We start from the raw sequence: 21,943 nt of genomic DNA on the forward strand, positions 1-21,943 counted from the left end.
GCATGAGATGAAAGATTGTCACCACTGTCCACCGCATCGCTTGTCAAACTCCGCTCCTGGTTCTACTTCTGGTCCGCCATGGCCGTTCCAGGCTGTCCTAAGTCAGACGTATAAAGCTCCTGCAAAGTTTACCCGGTTTGCCTCATAACAGGCGCTTGGGTATAGTTCGGGCAAGACATACTTGCAGCAGACCGCGTCATCAGGAGAGCAAAAACGAATGAAGCCAGTAGAAGGTTCCACCGTCATCGGTAAGTCAGTCGTGGTTCGCGGAGATATCTCCGGCCAGGAAGATCTCTATCTGGACTGCGACATCGAAGGCACCATCACCTTGTCTGAAAACCGTTTGACCATTGGCCCGGAGGCACGCATCGTTGCCGACGTCACCGTGCGCGATCTCGTCGTCTTTGGCAAACTTACCGGAAACGTTCATGCCACTGGGCGCGTCGATCTGCGCCAGTCTGCGTCGCTCACGGGAGACATTGTCGCGGGCAGGCTCTCTATTGAAGAGAGCGCCATTCTCAAAGGGAAAGTGGAACTGAAGCCTGGCACCGGTCAATCTGCTTCGGGACCGGAAACAGCTTCGGCTTCTGCCGCAGCTTCGCCCGAAACTCACGTTCTGCAGCCGAAGGCTTAAGAGAAAGGGAAGCGGGCACATGCGCAATCTCTTCAGCAGCGAAAGCTCAAGCGACGCAAAGGGGGCTGGCGGCAACCGAGTTCCCCGCCATTCCAGCGGATGGAAGGAGCTGCTTAAGCACCTGAGCACACAGGAATCGCTGCGCGTCCTTGATATCGGTCCTACGTCCTCCACAAACATCAACTACATCACCAGCCTTGGCCACAGCATCTATATGGCGAATCTGGTGGAAGAAGCTGCGAAGCCGGAGTGGATTATCCCCGCTGAAGGGGACAAGCCCGCAGGCTTCGATGTGGAAGGATTTCTTAAATCCAATCTCAATTTTTCCGGACGTATGTTCGATGTTGTCATTCTCTGGGATACGGCCGATTACCTGCCCGAGCCTCTGCTCGCGCCTGTATTTGTTCGTATCCACGAGGTGTTGCAGCCAGGCGGCCTTATGCTGGCGTTCTTCCACGCGGCACCTGACGCGGAGGCGTCTTTCAATCGTTACCACCTGACGGAGACTGACGTCATCGAGATGCAGCGCGCGGGAAACTATCCGTTACTCAACGTCTACAGCAATCGAAAGATCGAGAATATGCTGAGTGGATTTAGTAACTTCCGATTCTTTCTCGCGAAAGACAGTCTGCGTGAAGTCATCATCACTCGCTAAAGACGAATCCACAAAAAGCGCAGCCACTGTGATGACAGTGGCTGCGCTTTTCTATAAAACTCTGGTCATTACCCCTTAGGGTTCTGCTTGCGACGCTCTGCCCAGCGTTTCTTCATGGCGTCGGCGATGCGCTTGCGGCCTTCGGGGCTCAGCTTACGCTTGCGCACCGTTGCCTTCTTCGGTGCAGGCGCTGCAGCTTTGACCGCAGCCTTGCGGCCCCTGGGACGGCCCGGACCCTTCGTCGCGAGCTCGGTCGTTCCGGCGAGCAGCGCGCGAGCCTGCTGCAATTTTGAAATCTGTGCATCAATCTCAGCGATAATTCGACTTACTTCCACTTGTTACCTCCTGTAGGCATCGATTCGATCCAATCACTTTGTCCAGTGGTAGCTATAACTCGAATGTATAGAATGCCACCTTTGACGATACAGAACTAGCTAACCGGTTGCAAACAGTTGCGAGCATCTTTTCACCTCCATAGGTTGTCCCTGAATCCAACTTGATAGCATGGACCTTCTGATTCAGCATTCTATCTAGCTGGGATGCTAGACTTCATCAGCGATGCGACAAATTCCACTGCGACTCTGGCTGATGGCCTTGCTTTCCGGCATCCTTCAGGTGTTGCCCTTTCCTATCGCCGGCCCAATGCCACTGTGGCGAACTGCTTTTTGCTGGGTCGCGCTTCTTCCGCTTCTATGGGCGCTCATCGCGAACAACAACGCAGGCACCCCGCTCAAACTCCGTCAGGGAGCGGTCCTCGGCTATCTTTGTGGCTTCATCTGGTATCTCGGTAACTGCTATTGGATCTACCAGACCATGTATCTCTACGGTGGGCTTGCCAAGCCTGTCGCCGCAGGTATTCTTGTTCTCTTCTGTTTCTATCTCGGACTCTATCACGCACTGTTTGCAACGCTTGTTACTGTCTTTCGCCGTCGTTTCGGTCGCCAGGCAGCGCTCTTTCTAGTACCGTTCGCGTGGGTCGCGGTTGAATTAGCCCGTGCACGCATCACTGGTTTTCCCTGGGACCAGCTAGGAATCGCACAGGTAGATAACTCCTTACTCACTCGTCTCGCACCAATTGCTGGGGCCTACGGTCTGTCCTTTGTCATCGTGGCAGTCAACGTTCTCTGGCTCATTCGCATCCGTGTTCGAGGGCGCCGATTCACGCGCCCAGCGCTTACTGTCGCCGGTGTAGCGATCATCCTGATTTACGTCTTGGCGCTGCATCGCTTTCACCCACCCACCTACTCTGAGACAACTGCCCGAGCTACGTTGCTACAAGAGAACCTCGCAGTCGGTGCAGAGAGAATCGGCCCCGAGCCATCGGTCGAGCAACTTATCGATTCATTTTCGCAACTTAGCCTCCATCCTCCGCGCAATCGCTGCAATGGAATCCCCGAGCTTCCTTCTACGACCTGCATCGCCTTCGCAACTCCGCTTCAATCTGTGCAGGAGGCGTTGCCGTCTACGCCAGCGAACCTCATCGTATGGCCCGAAGCTCCCGCACCCTTCGCAGAGGACGACCCCCGCTTCCGCCTTGGTATGTCATCGCTCGCTCGCGCAGCCAATGCGCCCATCATTGTCGATGACTTAGGCGTTAGCCAAAGCGCGGACCCGACTGCCTCGAAGCAATTCGATCGTTTCAACTCCGCTTCGTTTCTTACTCCTGATGGCGTCTTCGCGGGCCGCTACGACAAGATGCACCTCGTTCCCTTCGGCGAGTATGTCCCCTTCAAATCCTTCCTCTTCTTCGCTGGCAATCTACTCGCCGAAGCAGGAGATTTGTCGGCAGGAACTCACCGAACCGTCTTTGCCTACGATGGCCACCATTACGGAACCTTCATCTGCTACGAGTCCACCTTCGCGGACGAGGTCCGCCTATTCGTCCTCAAAGGCGCCGATGTTCTCGTCAATATCTCCGACGACGGCTGGTACGGCGATACCAGCGCGCCCTGGCAGCACCTTAACATGGTCCGAATGCGCGCCATCGAAAACCATCGCTGGGTTCTCCGCTCGACCAACACGGGTGTCACCGCCGTCATCGATCCCTATGGCCGAGTGACAGCCTCCGTGCCGCGCCATATCCGCACCGCACTGCACGCCGGTTTCAGCTACGAACACGACATTACCTTCTATACCGCCCATGGCGATCTGTTTGCCTACCTCTGTGCTCTTATCACTGCGTTGGCCTTCGCTTATAGCTTCAAACGAAAAATCAACTAAACTTAACCTATATGCTGAGCGACTTAGAATTCACCTATAACCCAGTTCGCGACAAAGTCCGCGATCTGCGGGAGTATCTTTGACTCGGCCCGTCTGCGCCGTGAACTAGCCATCATCGAAGAAAAGACTGCCGACCCCACCATATGGGCCGACGCCGCACGTTCGCAGCCGCTCATGCGCGAACGCAAGCGTCTCGAAACCCTGCTCGCTGATGACGGCGAACTGGCGCGTCGCTCCGACGACATCGAGGCCTACTTTGAACTCGCCAAAGAGGGTGAGAATACCGAGCCCGATCTCGCCAGGGAGATTCCTGCGCTGATCGACTTTGCCGACAAGCTCGAATCGAAGACCATGCTCTCCGGTGAGACCGACGCCCTCAACGCCATCGTCGTCGTGCACCCAGGCGCAGGCGGCACGGAGTCGCAGGACTGGGCCGAGATGCTCATGCGCATGTATCTCCGCTGGGGCGAGCGTCAGAACTTCAAGGTCGAGATCAACGAAGTGCAGGACGGCGACGAAGCCGGCATCAAGTCAGCCACCTTCACCATCTCCGGCGACTTCGCCTTTGGATTGTTGAGCGGAGAGACGGGAGTTCATCGGCTGGTTCGCATCTCGCCATTCGACTCAGCCAAACGCCGCCACACCAGCTTCGCCAGCGTCTTCGTCTCGCCTGAGATCGACGACACCATCGTCATCGACATCAAGCCTGACGACCTCCGCATCGACACCTATCGTTCCGGAGGCAAGGGCGGCCAGCATGTCAATACCACGGACTCCGCCGTCCGCATTACCCACCTTCCTACCGGTCTTGTCGCGGGCTGCCAGAACGAGCGCTCGCAGCACAAAAACAAGGAGAGAGCGATGAAGCTGCTCCGCTCGCGGCTCTACGAGTACGAGCTCGACAAGAAAAAAGCGGTCAGCAGAAAGCTCGAAGACTCCAAGCTCGATATCAAGTTCGGCTCGCAGATTCGCAGCTACGTTCTTCAGCCCTATCGCATGGCCAAGGATTTACGTACCCGCGTCGAAGTTGGAGATGTCGACAAGGTTCTCGACGGGGACCTTGAGCCCTTCATTCGGGGCTACCTGCGGATGAGGCGCGAGGGCAACTTTCCAGCCGAAGTTACAGAAGACGACGATATCTAGACCTCTCTGAATTTGTTGTTATCACCCATCCATCGCAGCCACCGTTCTCGATGGATGGGAGTAAATCACCTCAGAATTTCTTCTCATCTCGCCGCCTCTTTGCCTTACGATGGAAAGCCAAGAAGCATAGGAGGAGCGGGACGTGTCCAGATCTTCGAGTGACAGACCCAACTACGGCATCGACGCTCCCGGCGTCATCCGCAACCTGCTCGTCATCGCCGCCATCTGTCTTCTTCTGGCACTCTTCGGCCCACATGCCTTCCACATCGGAAATGTCTCGATTTTCCTGGGCGGCTCGCTGCTTTGGCCTGCCATATTTCTGCTGGTTCCCGGGCTCCTTATGCTGCTCTACAGCCTTCACGGAAAGTTCCTCCATCGCGACCGTATGCTTGCCCTGCACGCGTGGCGCGGCGACGAGCAGGTGCTCGATGTCGGAACTGGCCGCGGCTTGTTACTCGTAGGTGCGGCCCGCCATCTCACCACGGGACACGCCACCGGTATCGATATCTGGAATAAGGGAGACCTCAGCAGCAACTCCGTCATCGCCACCCAGCACAACCTTGAGCTTGAGGGTGTTGCCGCGCGCTGCACCCTTGTCAGCGAAGCCGCGCAACAGATGCCTTTTCCCGATGACGCCTTCGATGTTATCGTCTCGAATCTTTGCCTGCACAACATCTACGATCGCGCCACACGTAACAAGGCGCTGGCGGAGATCATTCGTGTCCTGAAGCCCGACGGCATAGTCATTCTCTCCGACTACAAGCTCACGCTTGAGTACGCCAAGCAACTCCAACTCGCCGGGTTCGGCGTAGATCGTCAGCCTCCAGATTGGCTGCGTACGTTTCCTCCGCTCGCGATCGTTGTGGCCCGAAAATAATCTCGTGATTCGCCCGTCCAACCAGAAGCATCCAAAGGGAAGCACGCAGAGGAGCAGACTCTATGACCAAATCCACAGCCAAGCCAAACACCGCGAATGATCCGCACGAACCTCTGCGTAAGCAACTCTCCGAGCTCCTCCAGGGCGGACAGGCACATGCCACCTTCGACGACGCGGTGAAGGACTTCCCGGCAGAACTGCGCGGTAAGGTGCCCGACAACCTGCCCTACTCTGCCTGGCAGCTTATCGAGCATCTGCGCATCGCCCAGCGCGACATCCTCGACTTCAGCGCTCCTCCTACCGGCGGCTACCAGCCTCTCGAGTGGCCCGAGGCTTATTGGCCAAAAGCGGACGAGCCACCCTCCGCACATGCATGGGACCGCGCTATCGATGCCATTCGCAAAGACCGCGAGCACTTCGAGGCAATGATCCTGAAACCCGAAGCCGATCTCTTCAAGCCCTTCCGTTGGGGTAACGGCCAGAACCTTCTGCGCGAAGCTCTGCTGATCGCTGATCACGCCGCTTACCACATCGGCGAACTCATCGTCCTGCGCCGCCTGCTGGGCATCTGGCATAAATAAGAAAGAGAGCATGATGAACGAACCGGACCTCATCCACGCCTTGCTCACCCAGCCAGCCACCATCGCCGTCATAGGACTCTCGCCCGATTCCGGCAAGCCCAGCCACTACGTCCCTGCCTACATGCAGCAGCACGGATACCGCATCCTGCCCGTCAATCCCGTTGCGGATACAGTCCTCGGCGAAACCTGCTATCCGACTCTCGCCGCGCTGCCGATTAAGTCCGATATCGTGAATGTCTTCCGCCTGCCCAGATATATTCCCGCTATCGTCGACGAGATGCTTCAGCTCGGCCTCTCCAATCTCTGGATCCAATCTGGCATCGTCAACCTCGAAGCCGCCGCCAAAGCCGAAGCGGGCGGCATCCACGTCGTCATGGACCGCTGCATCATGGTCGAGCACCGCCGGATTGCCCGCTAGATACACCTATCTTTTTTGAGATAAATCTGCTCCGGCAGGCGTCTAATCAGCATCACTGACAGCCCCCGATGGGGTCTGTGCTGCAAAAATCTTGTAACCCTTGCATTCCAGCTTGCGTCCTACAATTAAATCAAATGAATATTCGCTACTCCCTGCTCGCCGCGGTCTGTCTTCTCTTTCTCCTCCCGACCGCCCATGCGCAGCTTCCGGTAGCAGGCGACGGCGGTCCCGGCCCCGCAAAGTCTCAGCATCTGACGGTACAGCTCGTCTCCGCCTCGCAAACCATCGCCCCCGGTGGAACCCTGCAGGCTGGCCTCGCCTTCACGCTTGACCCGCACTGGCACGTCTACTGGCTCAACGCAGGGGATGCCGGCGAACCCCCAAAGATTACCTGGACCCTGCCAGCCGGAGTTACCGCCGGAGCATTGCAGTTTCCCATCCCCCAGCGTCTCCCCAACGAGCCGCTAATGGACTTTGGCTACGAAAACTCCGTCACCTTTCCTATCCTGTTCACCACGACAAAGTCGCTGAAGTCAGGAACCATCCACCTCGACGCCAAGGTGAGCTGGCTTGTCTGCGCCCGAGTCTGTATCCCCGGCAAAGCCCATCTCGGCCTCAACCTGACTGCTGCTCCCGGGGCCGCTCCATCTCAACCTGCAGGCCAGCTCGCCGAGGCCATTCAACTCCTTGCCCAGCCCCCTCCAGCGGGTACAAAGCTCACCGTCATGGGCGGCAGATCTGACTTTGTCCTAACCCTCATCACCGGCCACAGGGAGACCACCGCCGAGTTTTATCCCTTTGATCAGGACCAGATCGTCAATGCCGCTCCACAAACCGTTGAGCCTCTTCCCAACGGAGTCCGCCTCCGCATCCAACGCGCTCCCGACCTCACCATGCTCCCGGCCCAGCTCCACGGCCTGATAAAGCTAAGCCCCACCACGGCTTACGATCTCACCGCAGCGATCACCCCGGGCGAAGTCGCTCCTGCAGCCGGAAGCAAACCTGCATCGAGCGCCAGCGGCATCACCACCATCACCGCGATTGGCCTCGCTTTCCTCGGCGGCATCATCCTCAACCTGATGCCCTGCGTCTTCCCGGTACTTTTCCTCAAGGGCCTCGCTCTGGTGCAGTCGTCGGGCGAAGAACGCAGCCGTCTGCGTAGCCATGGCCTCGTCTACACGCTCGGCATCCTTGTCTCGTTCTGGATCATTGTGGCCGTCCTGCTAGGGCTTAGAGCAAGTGGAGCGCAAGCAGGATGGGGCTTCCAGCTTCAGTCCCCGACCTTCATCGCTGTACTCTCGCTCGGCCTCTTCTTCTTCGCGCTTTCGCTTGCCGGACAGTTCGAGCTTGGGCTTTCACTCACCAGCGTCGGCGGAGAGCTGGCTCAGAAGCAGGGCTTTGCCGGCAGCTTCTTTACCGGGGTGCTGGCTACAATCGTGGCTACGCCGTGCACCGCTCCGCTGATGGGAGCGGCCATAGGCTTCGCGCTTGCCCAACCGGCGGGAATAACCTTCGCCGTCTTCACCGCGCTGGGGTTTGGACTCGCGACGCCCTATCTCCTTCTCAGCTTCCAGCCCGCCTGGACGCGCATCCTGCCCCGGCCCGGCCAGTGGATGGAGACGCTGAAGCAGCTTACGGCCGTTCCGCTCTTTCTCACGGCCATCTGGCTGGCGTGGCTCTTCGGACGGCTCTACAGCCCGGCCAGTTCGCTCGATCACATGGCGTATCTGCTCGTCGGTTTCCTGCTGGTGGCTATTGCCGGATGGGCGCTGGCCCGCTGGCCTGCACGCTGGGGCTCAGCCATCGCGGCAGTCGTCCTTGGAGCGTTGGCGCTCACCACATCGCTCTATTCCCCGAAAGACACTACGCTGGTCTGGCAGCCCTACTCGCAGCAGGCATTGGATCAGGCCCGTGCCGCGGGGCATCCTGTCTTTATTGACTTCACGGCTGCCTGGTGCCTGAGCTGCCAGGTCAACGAGCGGCTGGTGCTGCGCTCGGCTGACGTGCAACGCCAGCTGGCAGACCACAAACTCACGCTGCTGAAGGCAGATTGGACGCAGTACGATCCGGAGATAACGAAGGAACTGGCCTCGCTCAACCGGAGCGGTGTTCCCACCTATGTCATCTATCCGTCCAGCCAGACGGCCCCGGCAGATGTTCTGCCGGAGCTTCTGACCAAGGACCTTGTACTCGCAGCGATCAGCCGCGATGCTCGCTAGGACTTTTTAATGGCAACGTGAGCGGCGCGCACGTCTGAAGCGGTAAAGACAGAGAGAAACGGCGCTCCTGCTGCCGCGGCCTCGATGTGGGCGCGGCCTCCCTGTTCGCGGTCTACAAGACAGAGCACACCGGCGACGATCATTCCTGCCTCGCGGGCGGCTTCGATGGCGGTGATGGTGCTGCCTCCCGTGGTGCAGACGTCGTCGACGATGACGACCTGCGCGCCCGGCTTGAGGAAGCCCTCGATGCGTCGTCCGGTGCCATGAGATTTTTCGGCTTTGCGAACCAGAAACCCCTGAATAAGGCTTGGCGCTGGGTCCGATCCAGCCTCCAGTTCAAGTTCGCTCGAGAGCTCGACTATCTCTGCATAATCGGCGAGTGCCCAGGCGCTGGCGCTGGCCGTGTTCGAGACCAGAGGATCGGCCCCCATGGTCAGGCCGCCGACTGCCTCTGCCTGCGGAATGTGCTCGCGGATCAGGTCATAGAGGACGAGGCCCGAGAGGCGTCCGCCCTCGGCGTGAAGCGTGGTGGTGCGGCAGTCGATGTAGTAATCCGATTTCTGGCCGCTGGCGAGGGTAAAGTCGCCCAGCTTGAAGGAGAGGGTGGCAATCAGGTTGAGCAGGTCGGTGCGGGGATCGTTTGGCATGGTCTCTTTAATTGTAGCCGGGGTGGCCGGGTCTATTTTGCGAGGCGGTCGAGGTGTCGATAGCCGCCGGTGACGATAAACAAGGCGATGAAGACCGAGAGATTATAGCAGGCGTGGACCAGCGCGGAGCAGGCCACCGATTGGGTGCGGATACGAACGAGGGTGAGGACCAGCGAGACGCAGAAGAGTACGATGAGCGCTCCCCAGGCATGCGCCAGTTGCTCGGCGTGAAGCATGGCGAAGAGAATACTGGTCGCAATGGCCGAGAAGAGCAGGCCCGCCGTGCTGAGGTTGGTGGTGGTCTGCCAGCGTTGCAGGGCGACCGGGGTGCGGGGCAGGCTGAGCCAGTCGTACGCGATGGCGAAGGCGGGCAGAAGAAAGCCGCGGAAGCAGATCTCCTCGAACAGAGGAGCAAGCAGTGTGCCGAAAATGGTGACGATCCATACGTCGGAGGAGGTGTGGAAGAAGCTGTCCATGGGGATGGATTTAGGCATGGGGATGAGGCTGGAGATGGCCTGGACGGTCCAGCCGAGCACCAGGCCGATACCGATGAGCTTGAGCCCATTGCGACGCGCGGCGGCGAAGTTCCACTGGAGCCCTTCGGGGAAAGAACGGTGCCAGAGCAGAGGAAAGAAGAACCACGACACGAGCAGGGTCGTGACGTAGGTGATGGCCATGGCGGCGATGAGCAGCTTGGGTTGCTGGGTGGCTGCGGCCAGCTTTTGTGCCGTGTGGAGGGTGAAGAAGCCCAGCAGGGTGGCCTGCGACATCAGCAGCACGAGGCCGGCAAAAGAGATGAAGAGAATGGCGTGGCCGAGGTGGGGGATGCGGCGCGGCGTGTAGTCCGACGAGGCGTTGGGGGTGTCGGGGAGGAACACCGCCGTTTGATCTTCGACGCCGGTAGGACGAAACGATGGGATAGAGGGGGCGGGGGCCTCAGGTGAGGGGGTGTCGCCGAACGATGTGGTGTTGGGTGGAAGTTCGCTCATGCTTTTTTAGCGCGGCTCGCTGGTTTGGATTTAGTAGTCTTCTTCGGTTTGGGATTTGCTTTTGAGGCGGCCTTTGGCTCCGGCTTTGCCGCACCTGGTGAGGGTACTCCGGTTTTCTTCGGCGGCACGATGAATTTGCCGCGCGCATCCTTTTTGCGGTCGGCAGCGGCAATGATATTGAGCGGCTGCGGCCCGGCGTGGCTGGTCCCGTTGCGGCTGGCCAGGGCTTGCGGCGAGAGCTTGTAGTGGCGGGCGAGGAAGTTGCCGGTATGCGAGTCGCTGACCGTGGCGACCTGTTCGGGCGTGCCATGGGCGATGATGCGGCCACCGCCCTCGCCGCCTTCAGGACCAAGATCGAGGATGTAATCGGCGTTGCGGATGATGTCGAGATTGTGCTCGATGATCATGACGGTGTTGCCTAGATCAGTCAGGCGATGCAGAACTTCGAGCAGCTTGCGCACATCGTCGAAGTGCAGCCCAGTGGTGGGCTCGTCGAGCAGATAAAGCGTGCGTCCGGTCTGACGTTTGCTGAGTTCTCTTGCGAGCTTCATGCGCTGGGCCTCGCCGCCCGAGAGCGTGGTGGCGGACTGGCCCAGATGGATGTAGCCCAGGCCGACATCGACCAGCGTTTGCAGCTTTACGTTGACGGCAGGAATGTCCTTGAGGATGGGGAGCGCATCCTCGATGGGCAGGTCGAGCAGGTCGGCGATGCTGTAGCCGTTGAATTTGACCGAGAGCGTTTCCTGGTTGTAACGACGACCGTTACATACCTCGCAGAGGACGTAGACGTCGGGCAGGAAATTCATCTCGATACGGCGCTGGCCTTCACCCTGGCAGGCTTCGCAGCGTCCGCCCTGCACGTTGAAGCTGAAGCGGCCGGGCTTGTAGCCGCGCTCGCGCGACTCGGGCAGCATGGCGAAGAGGTCGCGCATCGCGGTGAAGACTCCGGTATAGGTCGCGGGGTTCGAGCGTGGTGTGCGGCCGATGGGAGACTGGTCAATCTGGATGACCTTGTCGAGTTGGTCGATGCCGACGACGCGGCCGTGCTGCCCCGGCTCTTCACGGCTTCCGTACAGATTTTTTGCCAGCGACCTGTAGAGGATGTCGTTGACGAGGGTCGATTTTCCCGAGCCGCTGACCCCGGTAATGACCGTCATAACACCCAGAGGAAAGTGGGCGGTGACGTTTTGCAGGTTGTGGGAGTGGGCGTTTTCTACCGTGATCCAGTTGCCGGTGAGCGCGCGTGGCTCTTTGCGAGCTAAGATCTCAATCTTTCCGGCTAGATACTGCCCGGTAATGGACGCCGGGTTGTCCATGATCTGCTGCGGGGTGCCGTCGGCGATGAGGTAGCCGCCGTTTTTGCCTGCACCCGGGCCAAGGTCGAGCACATAGTCGGCCTTGCGAATGGTGTCTTCGTCGTGCTCGACGACGAGGACGGTGTTGCCCAGGTTGCGCAGGTTTTCGAGCGCATCGATCAATCGCTGGTTGTCGCGCTGGTGCAGGCCGATCGAAGGCTCGTCAAGGACGTAGAGCACGCCGCGCAGTCTGGAGCCGATCTGCGTGGCGAGGCGGATGCGCTGGCCTTCGCCGCCGGAGAGGGTGGCGGCGCTGCGGTCGAGCGCGAGATAGCTGAGGCCGACGGCGTTGAGGAATTCGAGACGCTCGATGATCTCGCGCTGCAACCGGTCGGCGATGATGCGGTCGCGCCCGGTAAAGTGCATCTTGCGAGCGTGGTCGAGGGCGCGTTCCAGCGACAGCCCGGTAAAGTCGGCGATGGAGGCGCCGTTGATAGTCACCGCCAGCGATTCGGGACGGAGCCGCTTGCCGTGGCAGCGCGGGCACAGTGTCGCGGACATGTACTGCATCATGTACTCGCGGTAGCCCTCGGATTTGGTGTCTTCGAGGTTGCGGCGAAGGTAGTCGAAGATGCCGTGGAAGCCGGTGCGGCTGGCTTCGGCTTTTGGCGGCCCATAGAGAAAAAGATTCTGCTGCTCCGCCGTCAGGTCCTCGAAGGGCTGTTTGAGGTTTACCTTGTATTTTTCGGCGGCGAGCTTGATGAGGCGAAGAAGATACGCGGAGCCGCTGCCGGGGCCCATCGCGCCATCGAGCAGAGGCTTGGACCAGTCGGTGATGGTCTTGGCGGGATCGAAGTCGTAGATGCTGCCGAGGCCGTGGCACTCGGGGCATGCCCCATAGTTCGAGTTGAAGGAGAAGCTGCGCGGCTCCAGACGGGGCACGTTGATGCCGCAGTCGGGGCAGGCCATGGAGGAGGAGTACAGGGTCTCGTCCATGCCTTGAATGCCGATGAGGACCAGGCCCTGAGCCATTTGCAGAGCTTTAAGAACGCTGGTTTCGAGGCGGCGGGTATCGAATTTTGTCTCGCCCGGAAGGTGTTTGAGGATGATGCGGTCGACCACGGCTTCGATGGTGTGGTTCTTGCGCTTTTCGAGGCGCATTCCCTCGGTAAGCTCAATCATCTCGCCGTCGATGCGGGCGCGGAAGCCCTGTTGGTCGAGGCCTTCTAATTCTTCGCGGAACTCGCCCTTGCGCCCACGAACGATGGGAGCATAGACAGTAATGCGCTCGCCCGGAGAGAGCGCGGCGATGCGTTCGACGATCTGCTCCGCCGACTGGCGCGTGATGGGCCGATGGCAGTTGGGGCAGTGCGGCTGGCCGACGCTGGCGTAGAGAAGCCGCAGATAGTCGTAGATCTCGGTAATGGTGCCGACGGTGGAACGGGGGCTGCGGCTGGTGGTCTTCTGCTCGATGGAGATTGCAGGGGAAAGGCCGTCAATGGCGTCGACGTCAGGGCGCTCCATCTGGTCTAAGAATTGCCGGGCATAGGCCGATAAGGTCTCTACATAGCGGCGCTGGCCTTCGGCGTAGATCGTATCGAAGGCAAGGGAGGATTTGCCCGAGCCGGAGAGTCCGGTGACGACGGTAAGCGTATTGCGCGGAATACTGACGTTGACGTTGCGCAGGTTGTGCTGGCGCGCTCCGCGGACTGTGATGTGCGTGATACCCATGGATGATTGTGGCCGTGGTGGGCCAAGTCTCTAGGATACGGCATTTGCGGTCGAGGCGGGGGCTGGGCCGGTGGCAACCCGAAATGGGAAAGATGTATCCGAAACAGCAACAGGGGTTGTTTCCGGGTTATTGTAATTGCCGCCAGATTTGTAACAATGGTTTTGTTGAACGATCGCTGTGGCGTGTCTTGGCCCGCGGTCGGGGTTTGAATCAGGAGTATTTTGTGTATTCGTCGATTATGTTGATCTGCGCGGTGCTGGCTTCCCTGGCGACTGGCGTTCTGGCAGCTTATGGCGTTTGTATCGCGATGTTCAACATCTTCCGCATCCATGCGCGGCAGGTCGCGGTGAAGTCGGCCCGCGCTGTAGCGCCCGTTGGGGTCGTCCAGGGCTGAATTTCTGGGCTGTCCCATCTGTAGGAAATCCCAATCAATCTTTATTGCGGGTTCGATCGCTGCTGTTGCTGTTGGCGCATCCGCTCAAGCTGCTCGTAAATCTGTTGCGGCGTCTTCACGTCGTTAGGAGACTGCGGCGGCTCGGCATTTGCTGGGGCGCCCCGCGGATTCGCCGGCGGCTCTGGCTCGATGGGGTACTGCGGCCGTGGGGGCGGCGGATCATCGTGGTAGGCATTGGGGTTAGGTGGGGTCACGCCGCCGAGGCGCGGGGTCAGGACGAGCTCTGCGGGAGTGGCCGCGGTGGCGTGCACCAGCAGGATATTGCTGCCGGTGCCGTCAAGCAATTCGCCCAGCACTTTGGAGGGAACATCGGGACCGTACTGGCCAAAGACGCGCTCGTCGTTCACGCCGCCGGTGATCTTCATTCCCGTCTCGCGGGCGATGTCGCGAAGAATCTGGTTGAGGCTGGAGTTGCTGGCCGCGACGGTGAGCTGCCCGTTGGCATAGGTGACGTGCGCAGGCTGCTGTGGCGGCGGCGCGGTCTGCGCAGGGAGCAGCGTCGCGAAGGCGAAGGTACAGGCCAGAATCAATCGAATTTTCGCGAGAGGCTGCATCGGTTTATAGGACGTGCCGAGGCGGCGGAGGTCACTGCTGCCCGGACGCTGCTGGCAACAAGTCTATCGCGTGGCGACGAGGTTGTGGTGCGGGCTAGATGTCCGGTGGGCTGGTTGTACTAGACTGTCAAAGTAATTCGACGCCTCGTGGGGCTGCTGTTAGAACGTTGCGAGACTGCATGGTGGACATCATGATGAGATTTAAGATTGCGTTGCTGGTGGCGGGAATGCTGCTCTCCGGACTGGCATCTGCCGAGGTATGCACTACGCAATCGCAAATGACGCCGGCTGACCGCGATGCACTCGCCACGACGGCGCGCAGTCTTGCCACCGAGGTGCAGGCCGACAACGTAAAGGGCCTCCAGTCGGCAACTGTGGCCGAGTATGCGAAAGACTTCAGCGGCATCGGGGACGTGGTGAGCGCGACCGCGGCTAAGCTGAAGGGCGGAGCGATTGAGGTGGAGCAGGTCTACCTGCTCGATGGCACCCAACTCAAGAAAAATGCAGACGGCTCGGCTCCCGACGCGCAGTTTTTCTGTTCGCTCAATAAGTCAGTGACCGAGGTAGATTTTCTCATTCCAGGGTTGCTGCCCGGGCGATATGGATTCGTGATGGTGAACGTTGAGAGCTCGTCCCCCTGGCAGCTCTCCTTCCTGCTTCGGCAGGATCAGGGACGATGGGCGATGGCGGGCTTCTATCCCAAGGCGCTTACGGCTGCCGGTCACGATGGCCTCTGGTACTGGACGCAGGCGCGAGCGATGGCCACGCGCAAGGAGCATTGGAATGCATGGCTCTACTACCAGCAGGCGCAGGCCCTGCTGCAGCCGACAGGCTTTGTGCAGAGCAGCCATCTGGAAAAGTTGAAGAGCGAGCAGGCAGCGGCGGCGCCGCCTGCGTTGTCGGATGGGGTCAGCCCAACAGCTCCCCTGATAGTTAAAGGAGCGGACGGAACGGAGTATCGATTCATCGGGCTAGGCGTGGACGACTCTCTGGGCGCGCCGAAGATCGATGTGCTCGCTCATCTGCAGGTGGATGCGGCTACCGATCCGGCCGTAGCGAAGAAGCGCAATGCAGACGCTGCAAGCGCCTTGTTGGCGGCCTATCCCGAACTGCGCAAGGCGTTTCATGGGGTCTGGATCTTCGCCGAGACTACCGGCCAGAATCCCTATGCAACCGAGGAGTCGATGGGAGAGATTCATTGAGCTTCCGCTGAATCTTATGATGGTTTTACAGAGAAGTGCTATCTTGGAAGTCGTTTTGGCAGAATGATTTGATTGTCCCGGGCCTGGCTTGGCAGGCTGAAATTCGCATCACACTATAAGTAGATAGAAACAGAAAAGAGTAATGATGGCAGAGATTAAAAAGACATTGAGCGAAGCGATCGAGGGCAGGCGGGCGACGCCCAGCTTCGATGGCGAGCCGATTCCGCCGGAAGATCTGCAGCAGATTCTCGACGCCGGGCTTCATGCTCCCAGCGGATATAACATGCAACCGTGGCGCTTTGTGGTGGTGCAGGCGCCGGAGCAGAAAAAGCGCCTGCGGGCCGCCAGTTACAACCAGGGCAAGGTCGAGGAGGCCTCCGCCGTCATCGTGGCCTGTGGCGACGCCGACGGATGGAGAAAAGACATTGACCTGATGCTGCAACAGGGCCGTGAAGGCGGCATGCCGGAGAGCTATGCAGCACAGGCCCGCAGCAGCGTCACCAACTACCTCTCCGGCTTCAGCAGCGACCAGATGCATGGCTGGCTCAACAAGATGGTGATGATCTCCTTCACCCACATGATGCTGATGGCCGAGGTCATGGGCTACGACACCGCCCCGATGGAAGGCTTCGAGCAGGACAAGGTACACGAGGTGTTGCGCCTCCCCTTGAGCTACTGGGTAGTCGCTCTGCTTGGCGTGGGACACCTGAAGGGCGACGACAAGTTCTATGGCGGCCGCTTCGACATGGCACACACGGTATTCGGAGAAGAGTTTGGCAAGCCGTTGAAATAAGAGCTGGGGAGAGCGACAGGACGATGCGGCGCGGACTTCGGATTGTCGTTCTTTTATTGCTGCTGTGTGTGGTTGCGGCAGCAGTCGTATATTTTTTTCCGCTTCAGTTAGCAGACCAGACGCTTCGCTTCGACTTGTGGCGTGCCGGTGTGCACAGCGAATACGTTCAGGCAGGCCCGTACAGGATGCACTACTTCGAGGTGCGTCCTTCGGGCGGTGGGGAAGGAACTCCTCTCCTGCTAATTCATGGTTTGGGCGCGCGCAGCGAGGACTGGGCACCGATGATTCCGGCGCTCGCGGCTAGGGGCTTTCATGTCTACGCGCCCGATCTTCCGGGATACGGCCGGTCGGGACGTCCCGACGTCAGCTACTCCATCTCCATGGAAGAGGCTGCGATCGTGCAGTTTATGCAGACCGTTCACCTGACACGCGTCGACGTGGGTGGCTGGTCAATGGGCGGCTGGATCGCCATGAAACTGGCCCTTGAGCATCCGCAGTTGGTGAACCGCCTGGTGATCTACGACAGCGCGGGCGTCTATTTCCCAGCCACCTTTGGGCCGGAGCTGTTTACCCCAGACGACGTTGCGGGAGTACGGAAGCTGCTGGCGATGTTGACGCCAAATCCCACCCCCATGCCAACCTTCGTGGCCAAGGCCGCCTTACGCAAGCTGCAACGCAATGCGTGGGTCATTCGCCGCGGCATGGCGTCGATGACCAATGGACGCGATCTGCTCGACTTTCGGCTGAATAATATGCAGCCGCCCACGCTGATCGTCTGGGGAGCGCAGGACAAGCTGATTCCGCTGTCTGCCGGGCAAACGATCCATCAGGACATCCCCAACTCGGTGCTGAACGTGATGGAGGGCTGCGGGCACCTTGCTCCGGCGACCTGCGCAAAGCCGGTGGTGCGGAGTACGGTAGATTTTCTGCGCGCCAATCCGCCGATGCAGGGTGGAGAAAAGACCTTCCCCGCAGAACACTAGAGCAACGTCAGTCGGGCTGCCACTGATACGCGCCGGGCTGAGGCAGATCGATGTGCGCCAGCACCCGGTTGACGAACTGGCGGGCCATCTCGGTCGTGTCCTGCGGATGGTTGTAGAGCGTGGGAATCACCGGGAAGATGACCGCTCCGGCATCCGATGCGAGCTGCATGTTGCGCAGGTGGATGCGGTTGAGCGGAGTCTCGCGGACGCACAGCAGCAGAGGGCGGTGTTCCTTGAGACAGACGTCGGCAGCACGTTGAATAAGGTTCGAGGCAAGGCCGTTGGCGATGGCGGCAAGCGTGCCCATTGAGCAGGGAAGAATGACCATCGCATCAGTGGGATAGCTTCCGCTGGCGATGTTGGCGCCGATGTCGCTCTCGGGATGTTGCTGGACCTTGGGGTTAGCCGCGCCAAGGAGTTTTTCGACGAGCCCATTGCGTCCGCTGATCTGCAACTCTTCGGCGAAGACGCGTAGGGCGCTGTCGGAGACGACGAAGTTGACCTTGGCCACGCGATCATCGGTGGCGAGCGCGCGAAGAATCTCGGCGGCATAGATGGAGCCGCTGGCTCCGGTAACGGCTAGCGTGATGTTGCGGGCTTCGGGCACTATCTTGATTATCGCCTATGCGTCGCGGAGAGCGTAGGCGATGAGGGTTTGGCCGTGGAGACCATGCGCGGCGTTGAAGGCTTCGTTGCTGGCCTCTTCCTGCGCGGGAATGGTTGGGTCGAGCTCGCAGGCGGTGATCTCTTCGGTGCTGGCGGTAATGAAGCAAAGCTCGCAGGTGGCGAGGTTATCTTCTACCGTTCGCATCGGTGGCCCAAACGTGCGGCAGAGGACGGGGCGATGCTCGTAGAGGTCGCAGGTGCCGTGTTCAAGGTCGAGCACAGGGCAAGGCTCATCGTTGGCGAACTCTTCGAAGAGAATGGAGGCCTCGTGGTCTTCGTTGAGGATGCCGCTATGTAGGTCACCGGGAAACCAGGGATCGAGGCGTGTGAGTGAGTCGGCGACTCGTTTGCGAACGCGCGCCGCTTTTTCTGGATCGGATTGGGCGAGTGCTTCAAGGCCTTCGCGTAGTCGCGCCGCGTCTTCGTGAGCGATGGGAAAAACGCCGACGCAGCATTGGGAGCATCCGCGTTTGCAGACGAGATGTGGCCCGCCGCGACGGTAGGCGTCGGCGACGGCTGCGTCTACGATTTGGACCAGAGGTATCAGGTCTTTAAAATCCTATTTGCCATACTCGGAAATCCACGTCGGAGGTTCCGTTTCGTGGTTATTTTTGAGGCTGATACCAAGTTCTTTTGCCCAGCGATAACCCCACATTGGGCCGTATTTAGTGGCATACGTATCAGGAGTTGCATACCCCGGATCGGATTGAGCTTGCGTAAGCGTCACGAATTGGTATCCGCGAACCGTGAAGAGCGCGAGGACCTGATTGATCATATCCGCATTGAGACGCGAGGCATGGAGCAACATGACATGCGGAATTTCACGGCCGAAGATCTGCTTATGCAGATGAGTGTAGTAGTCGATTTCAGTTGCCGTGTAGTCGAGGTAAGCCGCACGAAGACGTGCGGCTGCATCTGCATCGTGTCTCGCTAGCATCTTGTTGTAAACGGCGGCAAATACATAGTCTTCGTTGTCGATGGTGCAGGTTGCAATTTGATAGTGATGGGCTTTAAGGAAACTCAGGATCGCGTCATGCTTTTCAGAAGTGTCTCCCGTTCCGTTATAAGGAAAACGGAGAAATTTGATACCTGGGGCAAGCAAAGGAGCGATTGCGCGCTCTCCTTTGAGAATGTCATCTTCCTCCTGAACGATGGTTAGATCGGCAAAATTAGGATGAGACCACGTGTGATTGCCTAACGTGTAGCCGCGGTGCTTCCACTCCTCCAGCATTGGCCATGACTCTGAAGTGAGATGGGCATTCTGGCCGATGACAAAGGCCGTGGCGGGAGCATGATGGCGATCTAAAGAATTGAGAATCGCAAGATTGATTGCCCTAATCTCAGTGGTGTCACTTGTCCCGGCTGCAGGCAGGTCGTCGAAAGTAAGAGCGACTGATGGAGATTGAGCAAGCGTGGTGCTGACACATAAAAGACAGAAGAGGACGAAGCAAATCCTTTTCATCTAACTCTTCGCCAGAACGCGTTCGAAGATTGCATCTACATTGGCCAACTGGCGGTTGTAGTCGAAGGCACGAGCCAGTTTTTCAGGCGAGAGCCGCGCCGTAATCTCTGGGACCTTAGCCACTTCGTCGCGGAAGATGAGGTCGTTCTTCCATGAGTTCATGGCGTGACCCTGGACGAGGCGGTAGGCGTCTTCGCGGCTCATGCCAGATTCGGCGAGGTCGAGCAGGAGCTGGCCCGAGAAGATGAGGCCGCCGGTGGACTCAAGGTTCTTCAACATACGTGCCGGATAGACGAGCAGCTTGTCGATGAGGTTCGTCGTCTTGGCCAGCAGATAGTCGATCAGGATGGTGGAGTCGGGCAGGATGACGCGCTCGGCGGAGGAGTGCGAGATGTCGCGCTCATGCCACAGCGCTACGTTTTCAAATGCCGTCTGCGCGTTGGAGCGCACGACGCGTGCGAGCCCCGAGATCTGCTCGGAGACGATGGGGTTGCGCTTGTGCGGCATCGCGCTTGAGCCCTTCTGCTTCTCGGAGAAAAATTCCTCGGCTTCGCGGACCTCGGTGCGTTGCAGGTGGCGGACCTCGGTGGCGATCTTGTCGAGCGTGCTGGCGAGCACGGCGAGCATGGCGACATAGGCGGCGTGAAGATCGCGCTGGACTACCTGCGTTGCGATGGCAACCGGTTTGAGGTCAAGGGCTGCGCAGATGGCCTCCTCGTGCTCTGGCTTGAGGTGGCCAAACGTGCCGACGGCTCCGGAGAGCTTGCCGACGCGGAGATCTTCGGCGGCGGTATCGAAGCGAACGAGGTTGCGCTGGACCTCGGCGTACCAAAGGAGAAGTTTGAGCCCGAAGGTGGAAGGTTCAGCGTGGACGCCGTGGGTGCGGCCGATGATAGGCGTGTGCTTGAACTCGACCGCGCGGCGCTTGAGCACGTCGAGCAGAGCGACAATGCCGGTGTGGATGATCGCGGAGGCTTCCTTGAGCTGTAGCGCCTGCGCGGTGTCGACGACGTCGGTGGAGGTGAGGCCGTAGTGCAGCCAGCGCGAGTGCTCGGGATTGTTGATGTGCTCGGCGACGGTGGTGGTGAAGGCGATGACGTCGTGACGGACCTCGGCCTCGATCTCGTCGATGCGGGCCACGGTGAAGTTGCCCTTGTCGCGGATGGTGTCGGCGGCGTCCTGCGGCACGAGGCCGAACTTGGCGAGGGCCTGTGAAGCGGCGGCTTCAACGGTAAGCCAGCAACGGTACTTGTTTTCGTCAGACCAGATTTTGCCCATCGCGGGGCGTGTGTAGCGGGCGATCATAAAATTCCTTGGTATTATTTGTACTTTTGGAGAAGATTACGAATTGCTAACGCCGAACAACTCCGCCATCTCATCGTGGAGGAAGCCGCGGCCAGGGCGGTAGGGCTGGACCCATTTGCCGTCCAGCACAAACTGCGGAATGGCCCGTTTGCCGACGTTGGCCAGGACCTCCTCAGCGGCGCCGGGGGTCTCTTCGATATCGATCTCAGTGAAAGGAATATTGTGCTTAGCGAGAAAGCGCTTGGCCTCGCGGCAGTCGCGGCACCATGAGGCCGAATATACGGTCAGATCCATGGCTTTATTCTACCTTTTCCGCGCTGCGCGAGGCCTTTTGCCGCTTATTGCTCGTGATAGTTGCGGATCAAGCCGCCGTCGGTGAAGTAGGTGGAACCAGTCACATACGCCCCGTCTTCGGAGGCGAGAAACAAAGCTACTCCGGATACATCGTCGACCGTACCCAGGCGTCCCAGGGGGATGTTGGCCAGAAGCGCATCAAGCTGGGGCTTGTTGTTGAGCAGGCTGGCGTTCATCGGCGTAATGACGGCGCCGGGCGCGATGTTGTTGACCGTGATGCCCAGCGGGCCAAGCTCGACGGCGAGGTTGCGCATCAACATGCGCATGCCGCCCTTGGCCGCGCAATACGAGGCAAAGTGCGGGAAGACCATGTCTTCGTGTACGGAGCTGAGGTTGATGACGCGGCCGGGCTGCTTGGCATCGCGCAGGCGGCGGACAAAGGCCTGGGTGAGGAAGAAGGCGCCGCGCAGGTTGACGTTGAGAACAGCGTCGTAGTCCTTCTCGGTCACGTCCCAGAAGTCCGCGCCGATCTCGATACCTGCGTTGTTGACGAGGATATCGCAGCGGCCGAGTTGCTTGTAGGCCTCTTCGATCAGGTTGTGCGTGTCGGCGGTCTTGGTGACGTCGCCCAGAACGGTGATGGCCTTTCCACCTGCTGCTTCGGCCTTGGCCTTGGTCTCATTCGCGCCTTCGGGCTTGATGTCGTTGATGACGACGCTTGCTCCTTCGCTGGCGAAACGAATGGCGATGGCCTGCCCAATGCCTGAACCTGCTCCGCTGATGACAGCGACTTTTCCTGCGAGACGACCTGACATGATTT

The 21,943-nt window shown here is 59.4% G+C and carries 23 protein-coding genes; 12 read left to right on the forward strand and 11 right to left on the reverse strand.

Annotated elements, in window-relative coordinates; all coding sequences use genetic code 11:
* Positions 1-217 precede the first annotated feature (217 nt).
* Entirely contained in the window at positions 218-634 is a 417-nt protein-coding gene (locus VMU57_RS22440) for a polymer-forming cytoskeletal protein (protein ID WP_325387516.1), read from the forward strand.
* Between the two features lie 19 nt (positions 635-653).
* The gene (locus VMU57_RS22445; RefSeq protein ID WP_325387518.1) at positions 654-1,289 is read left to right on the forward strand and encodes a class I SAM-dependent methyltransferase; all 636 of its coding nucleotides are present in this window, start codon (positions 654-656) and stop codon (positions 1,287-1,289) included.
* A gap of 68 nt (positions 1,290-1,357) precedes the next feature.
* Here VMU57_RS22445 and VMU57_RS22450 read toward each other — a convergent pair whose 3' ends face one another.
* Entirely contained in the window at positions 1,358-1,624 is a 267-nt protein-coding gene (locus VMU57_RS22450) for a hypothetical protein (RefSeq protein WP_325387520.1), read from the reverse strand.
* Between the two features lie 223 nt (positions 1,625-1,847).
* Between VMU57_RS22450 and lnt the strand changes: the two genes are divergently transcribed.
* The 6 genes from lnt (at position 1,848) to VMU57_RS22480 (ending at position 8,747) form a co-directional block, all read left to right on the forward strand.
* A complete protein-coding gene (lnt, locus tag VMU57_RS22455; protein WP_325387522.1) occupies positions 1,848-3,509 on the forward strand; it encodes an apolipoprotein N-acyltransferase in 1,662 nt (553 codons plus the stop codon).
* A gap of 11 nt (positions 3,510-3,520) precedes the next feature.
* Positions 3,521-4,652 (forward strand): peptide chain release factor 2 gene (prfB, locus tag VMU57_RS22460; RefSeq protein ID WP_325387524.1). Its coding sequence is split into 2 segments (ribosomal slippage): positions 3,521-3,589 and positions 3,591-4,652, totalling 1,131 coding nucleotides; the frame shifts between segments, so codons are not numbered across the junction.
* A 142-nt stretch (positions 4,653-4,794) separates the two neighbouring features.
* Positions 4,795-5,529, forward strand: coding sequence for a class I SAM-dependent methyltransferase (locus tag VMU57_RS22465; protein ID WP_325387526.1), 735 nt, complete (start codon positions 4,795-4,797; stop codon positions 5,527-5,529).
* A 62-nt stretch (positions 5,530-5,591) separates the two neighbouring features.
* Positions 5,592-6,110, forward strand: coding sequence for a DinB family protein (locus VMU57_RS22470; protein WP_325387528.1), 519 nt, complete (start codon positions 5,592-5,594; stop codon positions 6,108-6,110).
* A gap of 10 nt (positions 6,111-6,120) precedes the next feature.
* Positions 6,121-6,528 (forward strand): CoA-binding protein, encoded by a 408-nt coding sequence (locus tag VMU57_RS22475; RefSeq protein ID WP_325387530.1) that lies wholly within the window; start codon positions 6,121-6,123, stop codon positions 6,526-6,528.
* Between the two features lie 134 nt (positions 6,529-6,662).
* A complete protein-coding gene (locus VMU57_RS22480; protein WP_325387532.1) occupies positions 6,663-8,747 on the forward strand; it encodes a protein-disulfide reductase DsbD family protein in 2,085 nt (694 codons plus the stop codon).
* Here VMU57_RS22480 and pyrE read toward each other — a convergent pair.
* The 3 genes from pyrE to uvrA are packed head-to-tail and all read right to left on the reverse strand — an operon-like array spanning position 8,744 to position 13,409.
* Positions 8,744-9,394, reverse strand: coding sequence for an orotate phosphoribosyltransferase (gene pyrE, locus VMU57_RS22485; RefSeq protein ID WP_325387534.1), 651 nt, complete (start codon positions 9,392-9,394; stop codon positions 8,744-8,746). The two genes, VMU57_RS22480 and pyrE, sit on opposite strands and share 4 nt — an antisense overlap.
* A 32-nt stretch (positions 9,395-9,426) precedes the next feature.
* The gene (locus tag VMU57_RS22490; protein ID WP_325387536.1) at positions 9,427-10,383 is read right to left on the reverse strand and encodes a CPBP family intramembrane glutamic endopeptidase; all 957 of its coding nucleotides are present in this window, start codon (positions 10,381-10,383) and stop codon (positions 9,427-9,429) included.
* Positions 10,380-13,409: an excinuclease ABC subunit UvrA gene (uvrA, locus tag VMU57_RS22495; protein ID WP_325387538.1), complete on the reverse strand. Its 3,030-nt coding sequence runs from the start codon at positions 13,407-13,409 to the stop codon at positions 10,380-10,382. Before uvrA ends, VMU57_RS22490 begins: the two co-directional genes overlap by 4 nt.
* Positions 13,410-13,633: 224 nt before the next feature.
* On the opposite strand from uvrA, the gene VMU57_RS22500 reads away from it, so the two are divergent.
* A complete protein-coding gene (locus tag VMU57_RS22500; RefSeq protein ID WP_325387539.1) occupies positions 13,634-13,804 on the forward strand; it encodes a hypothetical protein in 171 nt (56 codons plus the stop codon).
* Between the two features lie 41 nt (positions 13,805-13,845).
* On the opposite strand, the gene VMU57_RS22505 is transcribed toward VMU57_RS22500, so the two are convergent.
* Positions 13,846-14,394 (reverse strand): hypothetical protein, encoded by a 549-nt coding sequence (locus VMU57_RS22505; protein WP_325387541.1) that lies wholly within the window; start codon positions 14,392-14,394, stop codon positions 13,846-13,848.
* A 215-nt stretch (positions 14,395-14,609) separates the two neighbouring features.
* On the opposite strand from VMU57_RS22505, the gene VMU57_RS22510 reads away from it, so the two are divergent.
* The 3 genes from VMU57_RS22510 to VMU57_RS22520 all read left to right on the forward strand — a co-directional run bounded on the left by VMU57_RS22510 (position 14,610) and on the right by VMU57_RS22520 (position 17,396).
* The gene (locus tag VMU57_RS22510) at positions 14,610-15,620 is read left to right on the forward strand and encodes a hypothetical protein (protein ID WP_325387542.1); all 1,011 of its coding nucleotides are present in this window, start codon (positions 14,610-14,612) and stop codon (positions 15,618-15,620) included.
* 145 nt (positions 15,621-15,765) lie between these two features.
* Positions 15,766-16,413 (forward strand): nitroreductase family protein, encoded by a 648-nt coding sequence (locus VMU57_RS22515; RefSeq protein ID WP_325387570.1) that lies wholly within the window; start codon positions 15,766-15,768, stop codon positions 16,411-16,413.
* 23 nt (positions 16,414-16,436) lie between these two features.
* Positions 16,437-17,396, forward strand: a complete 960-nt coding sequence (locus VMU57_RS22520; RefSeq protein WP_325387543.1) for an alpha/beta fold hydrolase — start codon at positions 16,437-16,439, stop codon at positions 17,394-17,396.
* Between the two features lie 7 nt (positions 17,397-17,403).
* Here the strand turns inward: VMU57_RS22520 and VMU57_RS22525 are convergent, their stop codons facing one another.
* Genes VMU57_RS22525 through VMU57_RS22550 form a run of 6 tightly spaced genes read right to left on the reverse strand, consistent with a single transcriptional unit; the run spans position 17,404 to position 21,938 of the window.
* Positions 17,404-18,003, reverse strand: a complete 600-nt coding sequence (locus VMU57_RS22525) for a UbiX family flavin prenyltransferase (RefSeq protein WP_325387545.1) — start codon at positions 18,001-18,003, stop codon at positions 17,404-17,406.
* Between the two features lie 15 nt (positions 18,004-18,018).
* Entirely contained in the window at positions 18,019-18,609 is a 591-nt protein-coding gene (locus VMU57_RS22530) for a YkgJ family cysteine cluster protein (RefSeq protein ID WP_325387572.1), read from the reverse strand.
* A 12-nt stretch (positions 18,610-18,621) separates the two neighbouring features.
* Positions 18,622-19,524 carry a polysaccharide deacetylase family protein gene (locus tag VMU57_RS22535; RefSeq protein ID WP_325387546.1) on the reverse strand — a complete coding sequence of 301 codons (903 nt, stop codon included), beginning with the start codon at positions 19,522-19,524 and terminating at the stop codon, positions 18,622-18,624.
* Positions 19,525-20,829: an adenylosuccinate lyase gene (gene purB, locus VMU57_RS22540; protein ID WP_325387548.1), complete on the reverse strand. Its 1,305-nt coding sequence runs from the start codon at positions 20,827-20,829 to the stop codon at positions 19,525-19,527.
* Between the two features lie 36 nt (positions 20,830-20,865).
* Positions 20,866-21,123, reverse strand: a complete 258-nt coding sequence (locus VMU57_RS22545; RefSeq protein ID WP_325387550.1) for a glutaredoxin family protein — start codon at positions 21,121-21,123, stop codon at positions 20,866-20,868.
* 44 nt (positions 21,124-21,167) lie between these two features.
* The gene (locus VMU57_RS22550) at positions 21,168-21,938 is read right to left on the reverse strand and encodes a glucose 1-dehydrogenase (protein WP_325387552.1); all 771 of its coding nucleotides are present in this window, start codon (positions 21,936-21,938) and stop codon (positions 21,168-21,170) included.
* Between the last annotated feature and the right edge of the window lie 5 nt (positions 21,939-21,943).

This window comes from Edaphobacter sp. (genome assembly GCF_035532915.1).
Classification (GTDB): domain Bacteria; phylum Acidobacteriota; class Terriglobia; order Terriglobales; family Acidobacteriaceae; genus Edaphobacter.

Excerpts from the sequence above, each read along its gene's own strand:
- VMU57_RS22515 (WP_325387570.1), top strand. The coding sequence starts at position 15,766 with ATGGCAGAGATTAAAAAGACATTGAGCGAAGCGATCGAGGGCAGGCGG.
- VMU57_RS22470 (WP_325387528.1), top strand. The coding sequence starts at position 5,592 with ATGACCAAATCCACAGCCAAGCCAAACACCGCGAATGATCCGCACGAA.
- uvrA (WP_325387538.1), bottom strand. The coding sequence starts at position 13,409 with ATGGGTATCACGCACATCACAGTCCGCGGAGCGCGCCAGCACAACCTG.
- VMU57_RS22535 (WP_325387546.1), bottom strand. The coding sequence starts at position 19,524 with ATGAAAAGGATTTGCTTCGTCCTCTTCTGTCTTTTATGTGTCAGCACC.
- purB (WP_325387548.1), bottom strand. The coding sequence starts at position 20,829 with ATGATCGCCCGCTACACACGCCCCGCGATGGGCAAAATCTGGTCTGAC.
- pyrE (WP_325387534.1), bottom strand. The coding sequence starts at position 9,394 with ATGCCAAACGATCCCCGCACCGACCTGCTCAACCTGATTGCCACCCTC.
- VMU57_RS22445 (WP_325387518.1), top strand. The coding sequence starts at position 654 with ATGCGCAATCTCTTCAGCAGCGAAAGCTCAAGCGACGCAAAGGGGGCT.
- VMU57_RS22480 (WP_325387532.1), top strand. The coding sequence starts at position 6,663 with ATGAATATTCGCTACTCCCTGCTCGCCGCGGTCTGTCTTCTCTTTCTC.
- VMU57_RS22440 (WP_325387516.1), top strand. The coding sequence starts at position 218 with ATGAAGCCAGTAGAAGGTTCCACCGTCATCGGTAAGTCAGTCGTGGTT.
- VMU57_RS22545 (WP_325387550.1), bottom strand. The coding sequence starts at position 21,123 with ATGGATCTGACCGTATATTCGGCCTCATGGTGCCGCGACTGCCGCGAG.
- VMU57_RS22490 (WP_325387536.1), bottom strand. The coding sequence starts at position 10,383 with ATGAGCGAACTTCCACCCAACACCACATCGTTCGGCGACACCCCCTCA.
- lnt (WP_325387522.1), top strand. The coding sequence starts at position 1,848 with ATGCGACAAATTCCACTGCGACTCTGGCTGATGGCCTTGCTTTCCGGC.
- VMU57_RS22510 (WP_325387542.1), top strand. The coding sequence starts at position 14,610 with ATGATGAGATTTAAGATTGCGTTGCTGGTGGCGGGAATGCTGCTCTCC.
- VMU57_RS22475 (WP_325387530.1), top strand. The coding sequence starts at position 6,121 with ATGATGAACGAACCGGACCTCATCCACGCCTTGCTCACCCAGCCAGCC.
- VMU57_RS22550 (WP_325387552.1), bottom strand. The coding sequence starts at position 21,938 with ATGTCAGGTCGTCTCGCAGGAAAAGTCGCTGTCATCAGCGGAGCAGGT.
- VMU57_RS22520 (WP_325387543.1), top strand. The coding sequence starts at position 16,437 with ATGCGGCGCGGACTTCGGATTGTCGTTCTTTTATTGCTGCTGTGTGTG.